The organism is Marinobacter similis, from assembly GCF_000830985.1.
Classification (GTDB): Bacteria; Pseudomonadota; Gammaproteobacteria; order Pseudomonadales; family Oleiphilaceae; genus Marinobacter; species Marinobacter similis.
Genome location: NZ_CP007151.1, coordinates 2,515,599 through 2,533,067 on the forward strand (window position 1 = coordinate 2,515,599; position 17,469 = coordinate 2,533,067).

13 protein-coding genes and 6 pseudogenes are annotated in these 17,469 nt (G+C 59.1%); 13 read left to right on the top strand and 6 right to left on the bottom strand.

Going from position 1 to position 17,469, the window contains the following annotated elements; genetic code table 11:
* The first annotated feature begins 27 nt into the window (after window positions 1–27).
* The 6 genes and pseudogenes from hfq (at window position 28) to AU14_RS11655 (ending at window position 6,578) form a co-directional block, all read left to right on the top strand.
* Window positions 28–279, top strand: a complete 252-nt coding sequence (gene hfq, locus AU14_RS11630) for an RNA chaperone Hfq (protein WP_041340987.1) — start codon at window positions 28–30, stop codon at window positions 277–279.
* 116 nt (window positions 280–395) lie between these two features.
* Window positions 396–1,693: pseudogene (hflX, locus tag AU14_RS11635) on the top strand (ribosome rescue GTPase HflX).
* Window positions 1,694–1,772: 79 nt separating this feature from the next.
* Entirely contained in the window at window positions 1,773–2,957 is a 1,185-nt protein-coding gene (gene hflK / locus AU14_RS11640) for an FtsH protease activity modulator HflK (RefSeq protein WP_041340990.1), read from the top strand.
* 2 nt (window positions 2,958–2,959) lie between these two features.
* Window positions 2,960–3,835 carry a protease modulator HflC gene (gene hflC / locus AU14_RS11645; RefSeq protein WP_041340993.1) on the top strand — a complete coding sequence of 292 codons (876 nt, stop codon included), beginning with the start codon at window positions 2,960–2,962 and terminating at the stop codon, window positions 3,833–3,835.
* Window positions 3,836–4,019: 184 nt separating this feature from the next.
* Window positions 4,020–5,200, top strand: a pseudogene (locus AU14_RS11650) (ATP phosphoribosyltransferase regulatory subunit).
* A gap of 82 nt (window positions 5,201–5,282) precedes the next feature.
* A complete protein-coding gene (locus AU14_RS11655) occupies window positions 5,283–6,578 on the top strand; it encodes an adenylosuccinate synthase (RefSeq protein ID WP_041340996.1) in 1,296 nt (431 codons plus the stop codon).
* Between the two features lie 86 nt (window positions 6,579–6,664).
* Here AU14_RS11655 and cmoB read toward each other — a convergent pair.
* From cmoB to AU14_RS11680, 5 genes and pseudogenes are all read right to left on the bottom strand, one after another.
* Window positions 6,665–7,656 (bottom strand): annotated as a pseudogene (gene cmoB / locus AU14_RS11660) (tRNA 5-methoxyuridine(34)/uridine 5-oxyacetic acid(34) synthase CmoB).
* Window positions 7,657–7,687: 31 nt separating this feature from the next.
* Window positions 7,688–8,443 carry a carboxy-S-adenosyl-L-methionine synthase CmoA gene (cmoA, locus tag AU14_RS11665; protein ID WP_041340998.1) on the bottom strand — a complete coding sequence of 252 codons (756 nt, stop codon included), beginning with the start codon at window positions 8,441–8,443 and terminating at the stop codon, window positions 7,688–7,690.
* 6 nt (window positions 8,444–8,449) lie between these two features.
* Complete coding sequence (locus AU14_RS11670; protein ID WP_236744024.1) at window positions 8,450–8,842, bottom strand: hypothetical protein; 393 nt, start codon at window positions 8,840–8,842, stop codon at window positions 8,450–8,452.
* 33 nt (window positions 8,843–8,875) lie between these two features.
* On the bottom strand, window positions 8,876–9,892 hold the full coding sequence (locus tag AU14_RS11675; protein ID WP_041341001.1) for a serine/threonine protein kinase: 1,017 nt from the start codon (window positions 9,890–9,892) through the stop codon (window positions 8,876–8,878).
* A 9-nt stretch (window positions 9,893–9,901) separates the two neighbouring features.
* Window positions 9,902–10,324 carry a hypothetical protein gene (locus AU14_RS11680; RefSeq protein WP_041341003.1) on the bottom strand — a complete coding sequence of 141 codons (423 nt, stop codon included), beginning with the start codon at window positions 10,322–10,324 and terminating at the stop codon, window positions 9,902–9,904.
* Between the two features lie 182 nt (window positions 10,325–10,506).
* Between AU14_RS11680 and AU14_RS11685 the strand changes: the two are divergent.
* Window positions 10,507–11,615, top strand: a pseudogene (locus AU14_RS11685) (NAD(P)/FAD-dependent oxidoreductase).
* On the opposite strand, the gene AU14_RS11690 reads toward AU14_RS11685, so the two are convergent.
* Complete coding sequence (locus AU14_RS11690) at window positions 11,612–12,355, bottom strand: ComF family protein (RefSeq protein WP_236744025.1); 744 nt, start codon at window positions 12,353–12,355, stop codon at window positions 11,612–11,614. The pseudogene AU14_RS11685 and the gene AU14_RS11690 sit on opposite strands and share 4 nt — an antisense overlap.
* Before the next feature lie 41 nt (window positions 12,356–12,396).
* On the opposite strand from AU14_RS11690, the pseudogene bioB reads away from it, so the two are divergent.
* From bioB to AU14_RS11720, 6 genes and pseudogenes are all read left to right on the top strand, one after another.
* Window positions 12,397–13,465 (top strand): annotated as a pseudogene (gene bioB / locus AU14_RS11695) (biotin synthase BioB).
* Between the two features lie 174 nt (window positions 13,466–13,639).
* Window positions 13,640–14,815, top strand: a complete 1,176-nt coding sequence (gene bioF / locus AU14_RS11700; protein ID WP_041341009.1) for an 8-amino-7-oxononanoate synthase — start codon at window positions 13,640–13,642, stop codon at window positions 14,813–14,815.
* 4 nt (window positions 14,816–14,819) lie between these two features.
* A complete protein-coding gene (gene bioC / locus AU14_RS11705; protein WP_236744026.1) occupies window positions 14,820–15,653 on the top strand; it encodes a malonyl-ACP O-methyltransferase BioC in 834 nt (277 codons plus the stop codon).
* 47 nt (window positions 15,654–15,700) lie between these two features.
* Window positions 15,701–16,392 (top strand): annotated as a pseudogene (gene bioD, locus AU14_RS11710) (dethiobiotin synthase).
* A gap of 51 nt (window positions 16,393–16,443) precedes the next feature.
* A complete protein-coding gene (locus tag AU14_RS11715) occupies window positions 16,444–16,689 on the top strand; it encodes a flagellar hook protein FlgE (RefSeq protein WP_041343927.1) in 246 nt (81 codons plus the stop codon).
* A 23-nt stretch (window positions 16,690–16,712) separates the two neighbouring features.
* Window positions 16,713–17,369, top strand: coding sequence for a putative metalloprotease CJM1_0395 family protein (locus tag AU14_RS11720; RefSeq protein WP_041341010.1), 657 nt, complete (start codon window positions 16,713–16,715; stop codon window positions 17,367–17,369).
* Window positions 17,370–17,469 lie beyond the last annotated feature (100 nt).

Genomic DNA, 17,469 nt, shown 5'->3' on the forward strand with positions numbered 1-17,469 from the left:
GCATTTACTAAAAACAGGAGAACACACATGTCAAAAGGGCACTCGTTACAAGACCCTTACCTTAATGCCTTGCGTAAAGAACGCATCCCGGTTTCAATCTTTCTGGTTAACGGCATCAAGCTGCAGGGCCAGATTGAATCATTCGACCAGTTCGTGATTCTGCTGAAAAACACTGTCAGCCAGATGGTCTACAAGCACGCTATCTCTACTGTGGTACCTGCCCGCAATGTTCGCATTCCGCAGCAGAACCCGGCCGGTGAAGGTGAGTTGGAAGACTGATTTGCCTGGTTTGCCGGAGGTATCACCCGCGTTACTGAAAAACCCAAGGGTTTGGAAGGGCGCGGGTGTTTGTTTTTTTGAAGTAAGCCATTCTACCGTTTCGGAGTTGACACTACTTGTTTGAGCGTCCGGATGTTGGTGAGCGGGCGATTCTCGTCCACATCGATTTCACCTCCTATGAAGATTCCGAAGATCCCGGTGAATTTCGGGAACTGGTTACCTCGCTGGCGTTGAGCCCGTTGCCACGATTAATGGCTCGCGTAAACAGCCCAGCCCCCGCCTATTCGTCGGTGAGGGTAAGCTGGAAGAAATTCGTGACGCCATCAGTGCCAACGGCGCCGACGTCGTGCTCTTCAATCACGCTCTGAGCCCAAGTCAGGAGCGCAATATTGAGCGGGACCTTAAGTGTCGGGTACTGGACCGTACCGGCGTTATTCTGGATATCTTTGCCCAGCGGGCCCGAACCCACGAAGGCAAGCTCCAGGTTGAGCTGGCCCAGCTAGAGCACATGTCGACCCGGCTGGTGCGGGGCTGGACCCACCTTGAGCGCCAGAAAGGTGGTATCGGGCTTAGAGGGCCGGGTGAGACCCAGCTGGAAACTGACCGCCGCCTGCTGCGCGAGCGGATCAAGTCGATCCACAAGCGGCTGGAAAAGGTTCGCCGACAGCGTAATCAGGGCCGTCGCGCTCGAACCCGCGCTGATATTCCGACGGTTTCCCTGGTTGGCTATACCAACGCCGGTAAGTCGACCCTGTTCAACCGAATCACAACATCCAGCGTATATGCTGCTGACCAGTTGTTCGCAACCCTGGATCCGACGTTGCGCCGGCTGGAGCTGCCGGACATTGGCGCCGTAGTGATGGCGGACACCGTTGGCTTTATCCGCCATTTGCCGCACAAGCTGGTTGAGGCGTTTCGGGCCACGCTGGAAGAAACCACGGAAGCCTCTCTGCTGCTGCACATCATCGACTGTTACGACAGCCGGCGCGATGAGAACATCGAGCAGGTGGAAGAGGTTCTGGCAGAGATCGGCGCCGACGAGATTCCGGTGCTTCAGGTGTTCAACAAGATTGATATGCTTGAAAATTTCATCCCTCGCGTTGAGCGGAACGAGGATGGAGTTCCGGTGCGGGCGTGGGTATCCGCGGTGACCGGAGAAGGCCTGGACGGCTTGTACGATGCCATCGTTGAGCGTCTGGCCGAAGACGTCGTGCATCATTTTGTGCTGCTCGGGCCAACCGACGGCAAGTTACGGGCGCTGCTGCATGAAGCTGGGTCCGTATTGAGTGAAACGCATCGAGAGAGCGGTGATGCTGTGCTTGAGGTGCGATTGCAGAACCGGGACTGGCTGCAGTTACTGAGCCGTGCCGGAATGAACGAAGAATCGGTTCGCCTTGACGATGGTCATGCCTGAAACCGGGTATGCTATTGCCGGGACGACGATAAATCCCTAGTATTTGCAGCCATTCTACAAGTCAGGAACGGAGAGCACTATGGCCTGGAACGAACCGGGTGGAAACCGCAACGACAACGACCCCTGGGGTAACGGTGGTCGGCGCGGCGATGATCAGGGGCCGCCAGACCTCGACGAGGCGCTGAAAAAGGGTCTCGATAAACTGAATCGTATGCTGGGCGGTAAAGGTAAGAAGTCCGGCGGAAGCGGTGGCAGTTCAGGCGGCGGCGCTGGTGGCTTTGGCGCCATTATCGCATTGGCCGGCATTTTGGTTGTCGGTTACGTGGTCTTCCAGTCTTTTTACACAGTGGACGAGCAAGAGCGTGCCGTAGTTCTGCGATTCGGTGAGTACAACCGTACCGAGAATCCGGGTCTGCGCTTTAAGGTTCCGTTGATCGACGACGTTACCAAAGTTCGCGTCACTAACGTCCGTACCGCTGAATCCAGCGGCCAGATGCTGACCCAGGACGAAAACCTGGTCACCGTTGATCTGCAGGTCCAGTATCGGGTAGCGGATGCTCAGGCCTATGTGCTTAACGTTCGGGATTCGAACCAGGCGCTTGCCTTTGCGACCGACAGTGCGCTGCGTCACGAAGTGGGTAGCTCTTCACTGGACGACGTACTGACCGAAGGCCGGGCAGAACTGGCCGTACGGGTTGAGCAGCGTTTGCAGCGCTTCCTGGGTGAATACGGCACCGGTCTGGAAATTGTCCGTGTCAACGTTGAGAGCACTCAGCCACCACCGGCTGTTCAGGACGCCTTCCGTGAGGTCCAGCGTGCTCGGGAAGACGAGCAGCGTGTCAAAGAAGAAGCCGAAACCTATCGTAACAAGGTGGTTCCGGAGGCTCGTGGTCAGGCTCAGCGCATGATCGAAGAAGCCAACGCCTACAAGCAGGAAGTGATTGAGCGAGCTCGCGGTGAAACCGCACGCTTCCTCGAGCTTCTGGCGGTATACCAGCAGGCGCCCACGGTAACTCGTGACCGCTTGTACCTGCAGGCAGTTGAAACCGTACTGTCCAATAGCAGCAAGATCCTGGTGGACACCGAGAGCAGTGGCAACATGATGTACCTGCCGCTGGATCGGCTGACTCAGGGCTCGCTGCCACGCAGCGGTGGACAGTCCTCAGGAAGCGGTAGCAGCCAGATGGATATCCAGGACCTGACCGACCAGGTCATCAAGGAACTGCGTACCAGACAGGATACTAATGTTCGGAGGAGCAGATAATCATGGGACCTAAAGGTGTAGTGGGTCTTGCAGGCGCCCTCATTGTTGTCCTGCTGGTGCTGTCCAGTGTTTACATCATTCCGGAAACCCATCGGGGTGTAATGCTGCGATTCGGCGAACTGGTTGAAACGGACATCCAGGCGGGTATCCATTTCAAGGTGCCGGTGATTGATCAGGTCCGGGAGTTTGATATCCGGGTACTGACCATGGATCTGCCGTCGCGCCAGTATCTGACCATCGAGAAGAAGCCGCTGGATGTGGATTCTTACATCGCATGGAAGATTCTGAACGTCGACCAGTTCTACCGTGCCACCGGTGGCGACGAGTACCGTGCCCAGTCTCTGCTGTTGTCCCGCGTGGACAACGGCCTGCGGGACGAGTTCGGTATCCGCACCATGCACGAAGTGGTGTCTGGTCAGCGGGACGAACTCATGCACGCTCTGCGTGACCGGGTAAATGAGACGTCGGTAAAGGAATTTGGTATCGAAGTCCTCGACGTACGGGTGAAGGCGATCGAATTCCCGGGTCAGGTCAGTGAAAACGTTTATCGTCGGATGGCGACCGAGCGTGAAAAACTGGCTCAGGAATTCCGCTCTCGCGGTCGTGAGTTGGCTGAAGGTATCCGTGCCGATGCTGATCGTCAGCGTACGGTCACACTGGCCGAAGCCTTTGCTGAATCAGAAGAAACCCGAGGTGAGGGTGATGGTCAGGCGGCGGCGATCTACGCCGATGCCTATGGTGCGAATGCTGAGTTCTACAGTTTCTATCGTAGTCTCCAGGCGTACCAGAATACCTTCTCCAGTAAGGACGACATCATGGTCATTGATTCCGACAGTGACTTCATGAGGTTCCTCAAGGACCCTCAGGGCGGCCGCTGAAGTCGGGCACCCTGAGTTCGAAAAACCGGAATACCTCGGTATTCCGGTTTTTTTGTGTCGGCCAACCGTGTAAAATTCTGGCGGTTTTGTTCCCGGTTTTTTCCTGCCGAGGAATTCGCCCTAAATCCTGTGTAATCCCACCGGCCTTTTGTGTCGGAGCGGGTCTGACGGACAACGTAATCTCATGACAGTATCTGATCGCTGGTTACTGCCGGACGGGGTAGAGGATATTCTGCCGCCGCTGGCCGGACGGATCGAATCCCTGCGCCGGGATGTAATGGATACCTGCCAACGCTGGGGCTACCAGCTTGTAATCCCTCCGCTGATTGAATATCTCGAGTCGCTGTTTACCGGTACCGGGCATGATCTGGAACTCCAGACTTTCAAGCTGACCGATCAGTTGACTGGCCGGATGATGGGTGTACGCGCGGATATGACGCCGCAGGCTGCCCGTATCGACGCTCACACGCTGGGGCAGGAAGGCATTACTCGCCTGTGCTACGCGGGTCATGTCCTGCATACCCGCCCGAAGCACATGCTGACCGGCCGGACTCCGATTCAGGCCGGCTGCGAGCTGTTCGGCAGTGAATCTGAGTCGGCTGATCTTGAAGTGATCAGCCTGATGCTTGAGGCCCTTCGGGTGTCGGGCCTGCCGCGTATCCACCTGGATCTGGCGCACGTGTCCATTTACCAGAGTCTGATTGGCGAGGCTGATTTTAACCGGGATACCGAGGCCGCCATCTTTGACGCCATGGCGCGCAAATCGGTCCCCGAGCTGGACCAGCTTCTGGGCGATTGTCCGGCCGGAACGCCGGGTGCTCGCTTGCGTGAGCTGGCCCGGGTCAGTGGTGGTCCCGAGGCGCTGGACCAGGCTCGTAGAATTCTGAAAGGCGCATCCGATGATCTGGATTCGGCCCTGGATAAGCTGGGCCGGGTCTGCGACATGCTGGCGCGGGATTACCCCGAAGTGAGCGTAGGCTTCGATTTCTGCGAACTGCGTGGATACAACTATCATACCGGGCTGGTGTTTGCCGCCTACGTACCGGGCCACGGTGATGCCGTCGCCAAGGGCGGCCGCTACGACGCCATTGGCAGCGATTTTGGTCGTGCCCGTCCGGCAACCGGATTCAGCCTTGATATCCGTGCTCTCGTGGCTCTTGGAGAGCGGGTTCAGAATCGAAGTGGAGCAGTTTGGGCGCCCGCTGACGAGGACCCAGCCTGGAAAGTGTGATTTCCGGGCTGCGGTTGACGGAGACGGTGATCCGGGCACTGCCGGAAGATGCCAATGCAAACCCGGCCGCCAGAGGCTGCGACCGGAAACTGGTCAAACAGGGCGGCCAGTGGGTCGTTGAAAAGCTGGACTGAGGCCCTCGGGGCCTTGGTGAATTTATTACAGGTTAATTTGCGAAACGCCTGTCCCTCGGGGCAGCCGTATTGAGAGAGAATCATGGGTAAAAACGTTGTTGTGCTGGGCACCCAATGGGGTGACGAAGGCAAGGGTAAAATCGTTGATCTGCTGACCGACAAGGTTGCGGCCGTCGTCCGCTTCCAGGGTGGCCATAACGCCGGTCATACACTGGTGATCGACGGCAAAAAGACGGCCCTGCACCTGATTCCATCCGGTATTCTGCGTCAACACGTTTATTGCCTGATCGGTAACGGCGTGGTTCTGTCACCGGAAGCACTGTTGAAAGAAGTCCGTGAGCTGGAAGCCAATGGCGTTGCCGTGCGCGACCGCCTGCGCATCAGTCTGGCTTGCCCGATTATCCTGCGTACCCACGTCCGTATTGACCAGGCCCGCGAGCGAGCCCGTGGCAACGACAAGATCGGCACCACTGGTCGTGGTATCGGGCCTGCGTACGAAGACAAAGTGTCCCGTCGCGGTGTTCGTCTGGGTGACCTGTTCAATCCTGAGGATTTTGAGGCCAAGTTGCGGGAGATCATGTCTTACCACAACTTCGTACTGACCGAGTACTTCAAGGAAGAGGCCGAGGATATCGATGCGGCCCTGGCCGAGCTCATGGAAATGGGTGAGGAAATCCTTCCGATGGCGGCGGACGTTACCGACATGCTGCACGATTTCCGCAAGCGTGGTGAGCACATCCTGTTCGAAGGCGCCCAGGGTTCACTGCTGGACATCGACCTCGGTACCTATCCGTACGTAACCTCCTCAAACACTACGGCCGGCGGCACCGCTACCGGTTCCGGTGTTGGCCCGTTGTTCCTCGACTATGTGCTGGGGATCACCAAAGCCTACACCACTCGCGTTGGTTCTGGTCCGTTCCCGACCGAGCTGTTTTGCGACATGGGGCATCACCTGGCTGTTAAGGGCAATGAAATTGGCACCACCACCGGCCGTTCGCGCCGTTGTGGCTGGTTCGATGCGGTCGCCCTGCGTCACGCTATTCAGATCAACAGTGTGTCGGGTATCTGCCTGACCAAGCTGGACGTTCTGGACGGTATGGAAACCGTGAAGGTGTGTGTCGGCTACAAGACTCCGAAGGGCGAAATTACCCGTCCGCCGATCGGCTGCGGTACCTACGCCGACATCGAGCCGGTCTACGCGGAACTGCCGGGCTGGAGCGAGAGCACTGTTGGGCTGACCAGCGTTGAGCAACTGCCCGAGAATGCCAAAGCCTATATCCGCTTCCTCGAGGAGCAGATTGAGGCGCCGATCGATATTATTTCGACCGGTCCAGATCGGATCGAAACCATCGTCTTGCGTCATCCGTTTGGTGAGTAATCTGCAAGAATAAAAAAAGCCGCCACACAGGAAACTGTCTGGCGGCTTTTTTGTGCCTGTCTTTATCCGGGCTCGGCTGTCCGCGTCTAGGGCTTTTCGGCAATAATCGTGGCCCGACGTGGACCGGGATAGCCTCGATGGTTTTGGACGGGTCGTTCGGGTCGAGGAAATCCTGTAGCGAGTTGAAGCGCATCCAGTCGGTACTGCGTTGCTCGTCGGTGGTGGTGTCTGTGACATCCACCACGCGGGCATTGCGGTAGCCGGTTCGGTCGAGCCAGCGCAACAGGGTATCGCAACTGGGCAGGAACCAGACGTTGCGCATTTGCCCGTAGCGGTCTGCGGGCATCAGGCTGTGGCCCTCGGGCCCTTCCACCACGAGGGTTTCCAGCACCAGCTCGCCACCGCGCCGAAGGGTGCCCTTTAGTTCCAGCAGATGGTCGAGCGGAGATCGGCGATGGTAAAGCACACCCATGGAAAAGGTGGTGTCGAACGCAGCCAGGTTTTCAGGCAGGTCTTCCATGCGGACCGGTAGGAGATCCACGGGCACCTCGCCCAGGTAGCGTTTGACGCTCAGGAACTGGAACATGAACAGCAGCCCCGGATCTATCCCGATGACTCTCCGGGCGCCCTCGCCGAGCATGCGCCAGCAGTGATAACCGGATCCACAGCCTACGTCCAGGATGCTCCGGCCTTCCAGATCTGACAGATACGGCTGCACCCGGTCCCACTTCCAGTCTGAACGCCATTCGGTGTCGATGTAGGTGCCGAAGAAGTCGAACGGGCCCTTTCGCCAGGGCATCAGGCCCCGCAGCGCAGACTCCAGCTGCTGGTTCTGCGCCTCGCTCAGAGGATCGTCGGTGCGCAGGGTGATGGCGGAATCGGTCAGGCTGGCGTCGACGTTCGACAAAGTCGGCAGCCCGTTCAAGGCGCCCAGCCAGCGCTCGAGGTCGCCGTGTGGGTTGTCATCAAAGCGCTGGGTAAGTTGCGAGCGGAGTCGATCGGCCCATCGGTCGTGGCCGTCTTGCGCCAACTCGGTTAATAAGGGTCCGAAGTGTGTCTGCCAGTCAAAAGTCGCCATGGGTCTCTGAATGAAATGGTGTCGATGGGTGTCAGTGGCTCTTGATCGCGAGCATGGACACAAAATTAAAGCACTGGTACCAGACCAGCACTCGATCGAAGCCGGCGGCCAGTAGCCGTTTTTTGTGGGCGGCCTGGGTCTCAGGAATTAGCACCTGCTCAATGGCCGAACGTTTCTGGCTGATCTCCAGATCGGAGTAGCCGTTCGCGCGTTTGAATTCATGGTGCAGGCGGGTCTGGATGTCCTGTTCCTGGTCGGAATCGAAGCCGATCTTCTCGGACAGAATCAGCACTCCGCCGGGCCGGGTCGCTTGGGCGATCCGTGTCAGCAGGTCGGTGCGTTGGTCCGGTGGAACAAACTGCAGGGTGAAGTTGAGCGTCGTGACCGAGGCATCGCTGAGCTCGGTCTCGAGAATGTCCTCGCACCTTAGTGTTACCGGCAACTCACTGTCATCAAGCGCAATATAATGCTCACAGCGCTCGATCATCGCCTCGGAGTTGTCGACCCCGACCAGGGTGCAGTCCGCATGAGGAATGCCGTGGCGCATGGCCAGGGTCGAGGCGCCCAGCGAGCAGCCCAGGTCGTAGCAGTGGGAGCCCGCCTGAACGTACTGCTCGGTGATCACCTCGATCATCGGGATGATGGTGGTGTAGCCGGGTACTGAGCGCCGAATCATATCGGGGAAGACCCGGGCGACGGAGGCGTCGAACCGGAAATCCTCCGGCCGACGTTCGGTGGCAAACAGCCGGTCTGTTTCCTGCTTCGGTGGCTGGCCTGGTTTACTCATCGTCGTTCACCTTGCCCTGCTCGGCACCGGCGTTGTCTTGAGTAACAGGAGCCTTTTCGGTGTCTGGCACTGGCGCGGCGGTGGGCGCTGGCCGGCTGCACCGTACGCCGCGGTTCTTGTAGTCAACAAGTATGCCCCGGAACGACGGATCGACATCGGCGGCGATGGCCAGGAAACCGTTTTCACACACGGCGTGCAGTTCCGAGCCTTCGGCGACATCCGGAACGGCTCTTCCGGTTTGATGTTGATGGCCTGGAAATCACCCACTGGTACGTGGTCTTTATTGTCGGAATGGTCAATCCGGCCGCTACTCTCCAGCACCAGCACCGTGGCGATCACGGCGACGACCGCGGTGAGGATTAAACTGCGAACGGTGTAACGGGCCTCGTTCTGGCTCATGCCAACCTCATGTCTGTGGTGTAAATGAAAGGTTCAGTACTGGCCGGGAAGTGAAATCGACGGCGATTGCAGGGCCGCGAGTTGTTCCCTGAGTGACAGCACTTGGTCTGACCAGAATCTGGGTTGGCCAAACCAGGGGAAGAAGCGGGGGAACGCCGGGTCATCCCAGCGTTTGGCCAGCCAGGCGCAGTGGCTGATCTGGCGGTAGCAGCGCAGGGGCTCGATCAAGTGGCGCTCACGGCGATTGAAGTCCCGGAACATCTCATAGCCTTCGAGCAATTCACCCAGCTGGGCGCCGCGCTCGGTATCCTCGCCGTTCAGCAATAACCACATGTCCTGGATGGCAGGCCCGGTGCGGCAGTCATCAAGGTCGACAAACAGCATTTGTTCTTCCCGACACAGGATGTTGCCGGCGTGGCAGTCGCCGTGCAGCCGCAGTGTATCGACCGGACCGGCTTCGTCGATCCGGGCACCGCAGGCACGGATCAGGTCGGGAATCAGGCTGTCCCAAGCCGGGCGCAGGTCATCGGGAATCCAGCCGCCGTCGAGCAGCAGCTGGTTGTGACGCTCAATGCCGTCGATCAGCGAAATTTCAGGGCGGTGCTTGAACGGCTGGCGCGCGCCGACGTTGTGCATCTGGCCCAGCCATTGACCGAGTCGGTACAGGGTGTCCGTTACGCTGACGTCCGGTGCCTGGCCGCCTCGCTGAGGAAACACCGCAAACAGGAATTCGCCATGCTGGCCGAGAGTGTCTCCCGAGGGCATAACCAGCGGTGCGACGACTGGAATGTCTGCTTCCAGGAATTCCAGGGTAATGGCGTGCTCTTCCCGGATGGCCGCTTCGGTCCAGCGGCCGGGCCGGTAGAACTTGGCGATCACCGGGGCGCCTTCGTCGAGACCGACCTGGTAAACCCGGTTCTCGTAGCTGTTAAGGGCAAACAGTCGTCCACTGACTGCGAATCCGGCCTCTTCCATGGCGTCCAGGATGGTATCGGGTTTCAGCGCATCGTAAGGATGGGCTGATGTGGCCGTTGCGGAGTCATGGATCATAGGTAAATGTCAGAGACCTGTGTCGTAGTTGGATTTCATTGCCTGCAAGTGGTACCAGTTTTCGTCCAGTTCCCAGCGCACCCGGCTGATTCCGGAAGCGCCCAGGATGACGTTACCTGCCCGGGCCTGGATATTAGCGAGTTCACGCTCGGCTTTGCGCCAGTCGCGGTGGCTGTCATTCAGGTTGCGCATAGCTGGAAACACCGCAGTCAGCGCTCGCTGTGTCGAGGTGGTATGGGAGTGTAGCGAACTCATGATGGCGGTATCGCCTTCGATTCGCAGTACCCGGTGTTGATAAGGGTAACTGGCGACCCGGTCATCGCTTTTTAGCAGGTCGTTCAGGCTGATGATCTCGAACCCGCGCCAACCCAGCCACCCTACAAAAAGAGCAGCCACCAACATCACCACAACAAACTGCTTCCTGTCAGACATATTCGCCGGGCTCCATCCGCTTTGTCCTGTGCCTCAGTATAACCTGTATGGCTTCCTGCGTAAGCACAGTGACTGGTCTGCGGGCGCCAATTTCGGCAACTGTTTAGGGGAGCGTTTCGGCGACCAGGGCGCAATCGGTTATGCTTGCCCGAATAATGGACTGAACCCGGGAGAAGTGTCAGGTGTCGCAGGAGTGTCTCGAAGCGCAAACGGTGGTGATTGGTGCCGGTGTGGTCGGCCTTGCGGTTGCCCGGGCGTTGGCTCAAAAAGGGCACGAGGTGATTGTGCTCGAATCAGGAAGTCATTTCGGCGAAGGCGTGTCGTCCCGCAACAGCGAGGTAATTCACGCCGGTATTTATTATCCGGAGAACAGCCTGAAGGCGCGGCTCTGTGTCGAGGGTCGTCGGCAATTGTATGAGTATTGTGAGCGCCAGGCGGTCGGGCATCGCAAATGTGGTAAGTGGATTGTTGCAACGTCTGAGCAGCAAGCGGCGAAGCTGGACGATATTCGGCAAGGAGCGGCCAGGAACGGTGTCAGTCTGGAACCTGTGAGCGGCGCGGAGCTGGCCGCGCGCTGTCCGGAACTCACGGCGGTGTCCGGGCTGTGGTCGCCGGAGACGGGTATTGTCGACAGTCACGCCCTGATGTTGTCCCTGTTGGGTGATCTGGAGCGTGCCGGCGGACAGTTAGTGTTGCGGGCGCCGGTGGAAGCGGTGGCTTCCGAGCAGGGTCGCCACCGCCTGACTGTGGCGGGGGATGCACCTGTACCCTTGAGGCGCAAAACGTGGTTAACGCTGCAGGCTTGGGGGCACCGGGGCTGGCCGGGCGTTGGCAAGGTTTGCCCGAAGATCAGAAACCACGCCAGTGGTTGGCTCGTGGCGTGTACTTCAGTTATAGCGGGCGGCCGCCCTTCAACAGCCTGATTTATCCGGTACCGGAACCCGGAGGCCTGGGTATTCATTTGACCCTGGATTTGGCAGGCCAGGCCCGTTTCGGCCCGGATGTGGAGTGGGTTGATACCGAGGATTACAGTGTCAGCCTGTCCCGTCTGGAGCCTTTCGTTCGCGGTATCAAGGCCTGGTGGCCTAGCCTCGACGAAACCCGTTTGCAGCCGGCCTATGCCGGTATTCGCCCCAAGCTGGCCGGACCGGACGGTGGCTTTGCGGATTTCAGGATTGAAGGTCCGGAGCAGCACGGTGTAGGTGGCGTGGTGAATCTGTTCGGAATTGAATCCCCGGGCCTGACCTCGTGTCTGGCTATCGCAGACTTGGTGGCTGCCAAGCTGACCTAGCCCGGCGTTCTGGCGAGCGCCCATATCTGAATGTCCCGGGCGCCGTGCTGCGCCAGTAACCCTGCCAGTGTTCGAGCCGTTGCGCCCGTGGTCACCACATCGTCCACGATGGCGACCTTCATTGGCACCTTGCCCTGAAGCTGAAAGAGACCCTGCAGGTTTTTCAGTCGCTCGTCCCGGTTCAGTTCCCGTTGGCTGCGCGCCTTCCGTGTTCGGCGGACCAGGCCGCTGGCAACCGGTACCCCGAGCCTGCTGCCAAGTTCCTCTGCAATCTCCTGCGCCTGATTAAAGCCGCGACTGCGTCGGCGTTGCGGATGCATAGGCGCGGGTATCAACAGATCGGGGCGGGGCAGGTGGCCGGCGGCAAGCTGAGTTTCCAGTTGTTGTCCGAGCCCGGCGATCAGGGGGCGGGCGAATTTGCGCTGGCGGTTGTACTTGTAGCGGCCAATAATGCTGTCGACCGGAAACTGGTAGCGCCAGGGAATAACAGCACGGGAAAACGGTGGGGGATCGGTCAGGCACTGCCCGCACAGGTGGTTATTGGCGGCCCATGGCAGTGGCAGTGCGCAGGCCTTACACGACCAATGGTTAACCGGAAGGTCATGCTGGCAGGCATCACATAAGCCATTGATTGCATTGGGGTGCAGGCAAGCCACGCACACGCCTGCCGCTTTTTCACTGTTAACCTTTAGTTCCATTAAGGTTGACAGCCAGTTCAGGCCCTTTATCATCTGTTTCATCCGTAAACCCAGAGACCGGAAAAGGTTAACAGGACTTACCCATGATCGCTACAGCACCCTCCACGGCAATCCGTCACGACTGGACGCTGCAAGAAGCACGCGACCTGTTCGAGCTTCCGTTCAACGATCTTCTGTTCCGTGCCCAGAGTGTGCACCGCGAACACTTTGATCCTAACGAAGTCCAGGTCAGCACTTTGCTGTCGATCAAGACCGGTGCCTGCCCGGAGGATTGCAAGTACTGCCCGCAAAGCGGTCACTACAATACTGGGCTTGAGAAGGAAAAGTTGCTCGAAATCGAGAAGGTTGTTGCTGAAGCGAAGGCCGCGAAAGGCAAGGGCGCTTCTCGTTTCTGCATGGGCGCAGCCTGGCGCAGCCGTCCAAAAAGGACATGCCCTATGTCCTCGATATGGTTAAGCAGGTGAAGTCTCTGGGTCTGGAGACCTGCATGACCCTGGGCATGCTGAAAGAGAGTCAGGCGAAAGAACTGGCGGATGCCGGATTGGATTACTACAACCACAATCTGGACACCTCCGAGAAGTTTTACAGCCACATCATTACTACCCGGACCTATAAGGATCGTCTGGACACGCTGGATAACGTTCGCAAGGCGGGCATGAAGGTCTGTTGTGGCGGCATTCTGGGCATGGGCGAAGACGAAGACGACCGGGTTGGCCTGCTGCTTCAGTTGGCGAACCTGCCTCAGCACCCCGAGAGTGTGCCAGTGAATATGCTGGTGAAGGTGAAGGGTACCCCCATGGAAAACGTGGAAGACCTGGACCCGTTCGAGTTTGTTCGCATCATCGCGGTGGCCCGCATCATGATGCCGGCTTCCCATGTTCGCCTGTCCGCTGGACGGGAGAATATGAACGAGCAGATGCAGGCGCTGTGTTTCATGGCCGGTGCAAACTCCATTTTCTACGGCGAGAAGCTGCTGACCACCGCCAACCCGGAAGCGGACGCGGACATGGAACTGTTCCGTCGCCTGGGTATCCGTCCGGAGCAGCGGGAGCAGTGCGCTTCCGAGGAGCAGGAGGAAGAGGCGATCACCGAGGCGGTGGAGTATGAGCTACGCGCCACATGTTCTATGACGCCACGCGGGAATCTGCGTAACGCCCTGCCATAAATTGATCAGTCCTGGGGAAGCGACAAGCGGGTACTGCTCCCCGGGATACGCTACAAGCACCTCCCTGTGCGCTTGATTCGGGCCATCCCTGGCCCTCAACAATCCCGGGGAGCAGTACCCGCTTGTCGCCCATACCCTTGAGCTAAACGTCAGGTGTTGCCGTGCGGGACTTTGCTCTAGAACTCGAACAGCGAAAACAGGCCGGGCTCTACCGAACCCGTCGCCAGATCTCAGGCCCCCAGCAGCCGGTATTAACCTCTGACGGCAAGCCCCTGCTGTCATTCTGCAGTAATGATTACCTCGGCCTGGCCAACCACCCGGCCAATATTGATGCCCTCCGTGATGCGTTGCCCGAGACCGGGCTCGGTGGTGCCGCGTCGCACCTGATTTGTGGCCACCACGATGCCCATCATCGACTGGAGCAGCGGCTTGCCGAGTTCACCGGCCGCAGTTCGGCGCTGTTCTTTTCTACCGGCTACATGGCCAACATGGGCGTGATCTCAGCCCTGGCGGGGCGCGGTGATACCATTTTTTCCGACCGGCTCAATCACGCTTCCATTATCGATGGCTGCATCCTCAGCCGGGCCAAGATCCGGCGCTACGCTCACGGCGATGTCGCGGCGCTTGAAACGATGCTGGCCCAGACTTCCGGTCACAAGCTGGTGGTGACCGACGGCGTGTTCAGCATGGATGGGGATGTTGCCCCATTGAAAGAGCTGGCGCGGGTGTGTCGGGCGCATGATGCCTTGCTGGTGGTCGATGATGCTCATGGCATCGGTGTGCTCGGTCCTCAGGGGCGCGGCAGCATTGCCGCACAGGGGCTGTCCGAGGAGGATGTGCCGGTGCTCATCGGCACCCTGGGGAAAGCCGTGGGCACCAGCGGTGCGTTCGTCGCGGGATCTTCGGTGTTGATGGATTATCTGGTTCAGAAGGCCCGAACCTATATCTATACCACGGCCATGCCGCCGGCCATTGCCGCCGCGACCTGTGCCAGTATTGATCTGATTGAGCATGACGACGACCGCCGTCGGCATCTCGAGAAATTGATCGCGGCTTTTCGGCAGCAAGCAACGGCCATGGGCTATCAGCTGATGCCTTCGGAAACCCCGATTCAGCCCATTATGGTTGGCGATAACTGGACCGCCCTCGAATTGAGCAAGGCTCTGGAACAGCAGGGGTTGCTGGTGACCGCCATTCGGCCGCCGACAGTGCCAGAAGGTGAAGCTCGCCTTCGTGTGACTTTCAGCGCCGCCCACAGTGAGGCGGACCTGAACCGCTTATTGCGGGCGCTGTCCAGCTGCCGCCATTTGTTGTCCAGCCCCGGGGTGGCGGTGTGAGCGCTTGGCTGCCCAGGTCTCCGGCTCGGAGCAGAAGCCGGGACTGGTGGCTTCTTCGATTGCAGACAAGTCTCTGATTGCCAGTCAGTTCGGTGGTGCCAGTAAAACATACGACGGCGCTTCCCGGTTGCAGCGGATCATGGGCGAGGAAATGCTGGATGCGTTGAAACTTTCGGGGGACGGTCTGCGGCCGCGGCGAATCCTGGATCTTGGTTGTGGCACCGGTTGGTTCACCCGCAAGATCGAGCAGAGGTGGCCGTGCCAGGTAACCGGTGTGGATTTATCCCCCGGGATGATCGGGCAGGCCAGTGAGCAGTCTGGCCCGGCGATTGAGTGGCTGGTCGCTGACGCAGAGTCTCTGCCGTTCCCGTCCGATAGCTTCGATGTGGTGTTCAGCAACCTGATGGTGCAGTGGTGTGATGATCCGCGCACTGTATTCGCCGAGTGCCAGCGGGTGCTGAGGCCGGGCGGGCGGTTGGTGCTGTCTACGCTGCTGGAAGGTACTCTTTCAGAGTTCAAGCAGGCCTGGGCTATGGCTGATCCGGGCCAGCAGCACATCAATCGGTTTGAGTCTGAAGTTGCCTTGCGGCAACGGGTTGAAGCCTTGTTGCCGGATGCCCGTGTGGACACCCGGACCATAGCATTACCCTATGCGTCGCCGATGGCGCTTGCCGCTGAGTTGCGCCTGCTGGGTGCCGGTTTCAAGAGTGAAGATCGGCGCAAGACCCTGACCGCGCCCAGTCGTGTCCGTACTATGTGCCGTAATTATCCCAAACAATCCGATGGCACCGTCGTCGCCAGTTATGAAGCGGCGTGGGTGTATTGGCGGGCATCCTGATTTCTGTTTACCCTCCCTCATTAATAAATCTCGGAATTTCATAAGTTATGGCCAAGAAGACCTTTTTCGTTACCGGCACGGACACGGGCGTGGGCAAGACCATGGTATCGGCGGCGATTCTCGAGGCGGCCCGGGCCGCTGGTCTGCGCACCCTGGCGATGAAGCCGATTGCTTCCGGCTGTGACGAGACGCCGGAAGGCTTGCGCAATGAGGATGCCCTGGCCCTGCAGAACGCCATGACGGAATCGCTGGCCTATGAGGTGATCAATCCAGTGGCGCTGAAGCCGGCGATTGCACCACACGTGGCGGCGGCTCAGGCTGGAAAAACCGTAACGGCACAGCGTTTGATCGGATTCTGCCGCGGGCTCCAGCTTCGTCCGGCCGACTGATGCTGATCGAGGGTGCGGGTGGCTGGCGGGTACCGCTTAATGAGCGGGAAACCTATTCGTCTTTGCCGCGCGAGCTGGGTACGCCAGTGATTCTGGTGGTTAGTCTGAAACTCGGCTGTATAAATCATGCTCTGCTGACTGCCGAGGCAATTCGGGCGGATGGTCTTTTCGTGGCTGGCTGGGTGGCCAATCGGGCAGAAGCGGAAACAATGAGTTGCGAGCGGGAGACGCTGGATTACCTGCGCTCGCACATGGCCGCGCCGTGTCTGGGTGAGCTGCCCTGGCTGGCAGAGCCGGATCCCGTGGCCCTGGCATCCCATCTTGATCTCAAATATTTGATTGAAAATTGACCAGGAATGTGGCTAACTTGAGTCAATAATTGGTCAGTGGAAGCTGTAGCGATGATCAGTAATACACTTGCAATCGGTATTCAGGGCATCCAGGACGGCATGGTCGGTATGGACAATGCGGCCCGGAAAATTGCTCGTGGTGGTGTCGATGGTCCCCAAGGGACTGCCGAAGGTGCCGGTAGTCTGGTCGAGCCCATCATTGACCTGAAATTGTATGAGCGCAGCGTCGAGGCCTCGGCCCAGGTCGTAAAGACTGCCGACGAAACGCTCGGTACCCTCTTGGATATCATGGCCTGAATATGATGGCGTGAGTACCGGTCTTGAACGCAATATCCCCAAATCTCCCAGTCTTTTCCCCGTCGGTCACCGGCCAAACTTCGCCTCGGACTGAAGCAGAAGCGCGCCGAGCGGATGGCGGTTCTGCTGACGACCAGCCGAAGGCCCGCGCTCGCGGCGTCTCTGCGGCGTCTGAGCAGGGGCTAAGCCCGGGAGAACTCAAGCAGCTTACCGAACTTAAAGCCCGTGATCGTGAAGTGCGTGCCCATGAAGCGGCGCACCAGGCGGTGGGCGGTCAGTACGCGGGTGCCATCTCCTATACCTTCCAGCGCGGCCCTGACGGTGCCCAGTACGCTGTGGGCGGGGAGGTGCCGATTGATGTGTCTCCGGTTCCGGGCGATCCCCAGGCAACCATTGAAAAAATGCGGGTAGTGCGGGCCGCGGCCATGGCGCCGGCGGAGCCCTCCGGCCAGGACCGGGCTGTCGCTGCAGAAGCCATGCAGGTGATGCTGAAAGCTCAGTCTGAGGTGATGTCCGGACAGGAAGGAGCCGAAGACGCTCAGCCCAAGCCGGAGCAGGGCAGTGACGACGATCCACAATCTCGCACCGCTCAACAGGCGAACGGAACCTACCAAACTGTCTCGGCGATGACCGATGCCGCTGAACAGCCGCGTTCAGCCTTTCGTCCCGTTGCTGCCTGACGGGCAGTCCTCTCTTCATTCTTGACTTCTTTTAATTCCAGTCGCGTTGGGCCCTTGGCTGCAACCTCTTGTATTTCTTCGTGACCACGCCTGTAGCGTG

Bases quoted from the DNA above. Each gene is read 5' to 3' on its own strand.
- hfq (WP_041340987.1), top strand. From the start codon at position 28: ATGTCAAAAGGGCACTCGTTACAAGACCCTTACCTTAATGCCTTGCGT.
- hflK (WP_041340990.1), top strand. From the start codon at position 1,773: ATGGCCTGGAACGAACCGGGTGGAAACCGCAACGACAACGACCCCTGG.
- hflC (WP_041340993.1), top strand. From the start codon at position 2,960: ATGGGACCTAAAGGTGTAGTGGGTCTTGCAGGCGCCCTCATTGTTGTC.
- AU14_RS11655 (WP_041340996.1), top strand. From the start codon at position 5,283: ATGGGTAAAAACGTTGTTGTGCTGGGCACCCAATGGGGTGACGAAGGC.
- cmoA (WP_041340998.1), bottom strand. From the start codon at position 8,443: ATGAGTAAACCAGGCCAGCCACCGAAGCAGGAAACAGACCGGCTGTTT.
- AU14_RS11670 (WP_236744024.1), bottom strand. From the start codon at position 8,842: ATGAGCCAGAACGAGGCCCGTTACACCGTTCGCAGTTTAATCCTCACC.
- AU14_RS11675 (WP_041341001.1), bottom strand. From the start codon at position 9,892: ATGATCCATGACTCCGCAACGGCCACATCAGCCCATCCTTACGATGCG.
- AU14_RS11680 (WP_041341003.1), bottom strand. From the start codon at position 10,324: ATGTCTGACAGGAAGCAGTTTGTTGTGGTGATGTTGGTGGCTGCTCTT.
- AU14_RS11690 (WP_236744025.1), bottom strand. From the start codon at position 12,355: ATGAAACAGATGATAAAGGGCCTGAACTGGCTGTCAACCTTAATGGAA.
- AU14_RS11715 (WP_041343927.1), top strand. From the start codon at position 16,444: ATGATCAGTAATACACTTGCAATCGGTATTCAGGGCATCCAGGACGGC.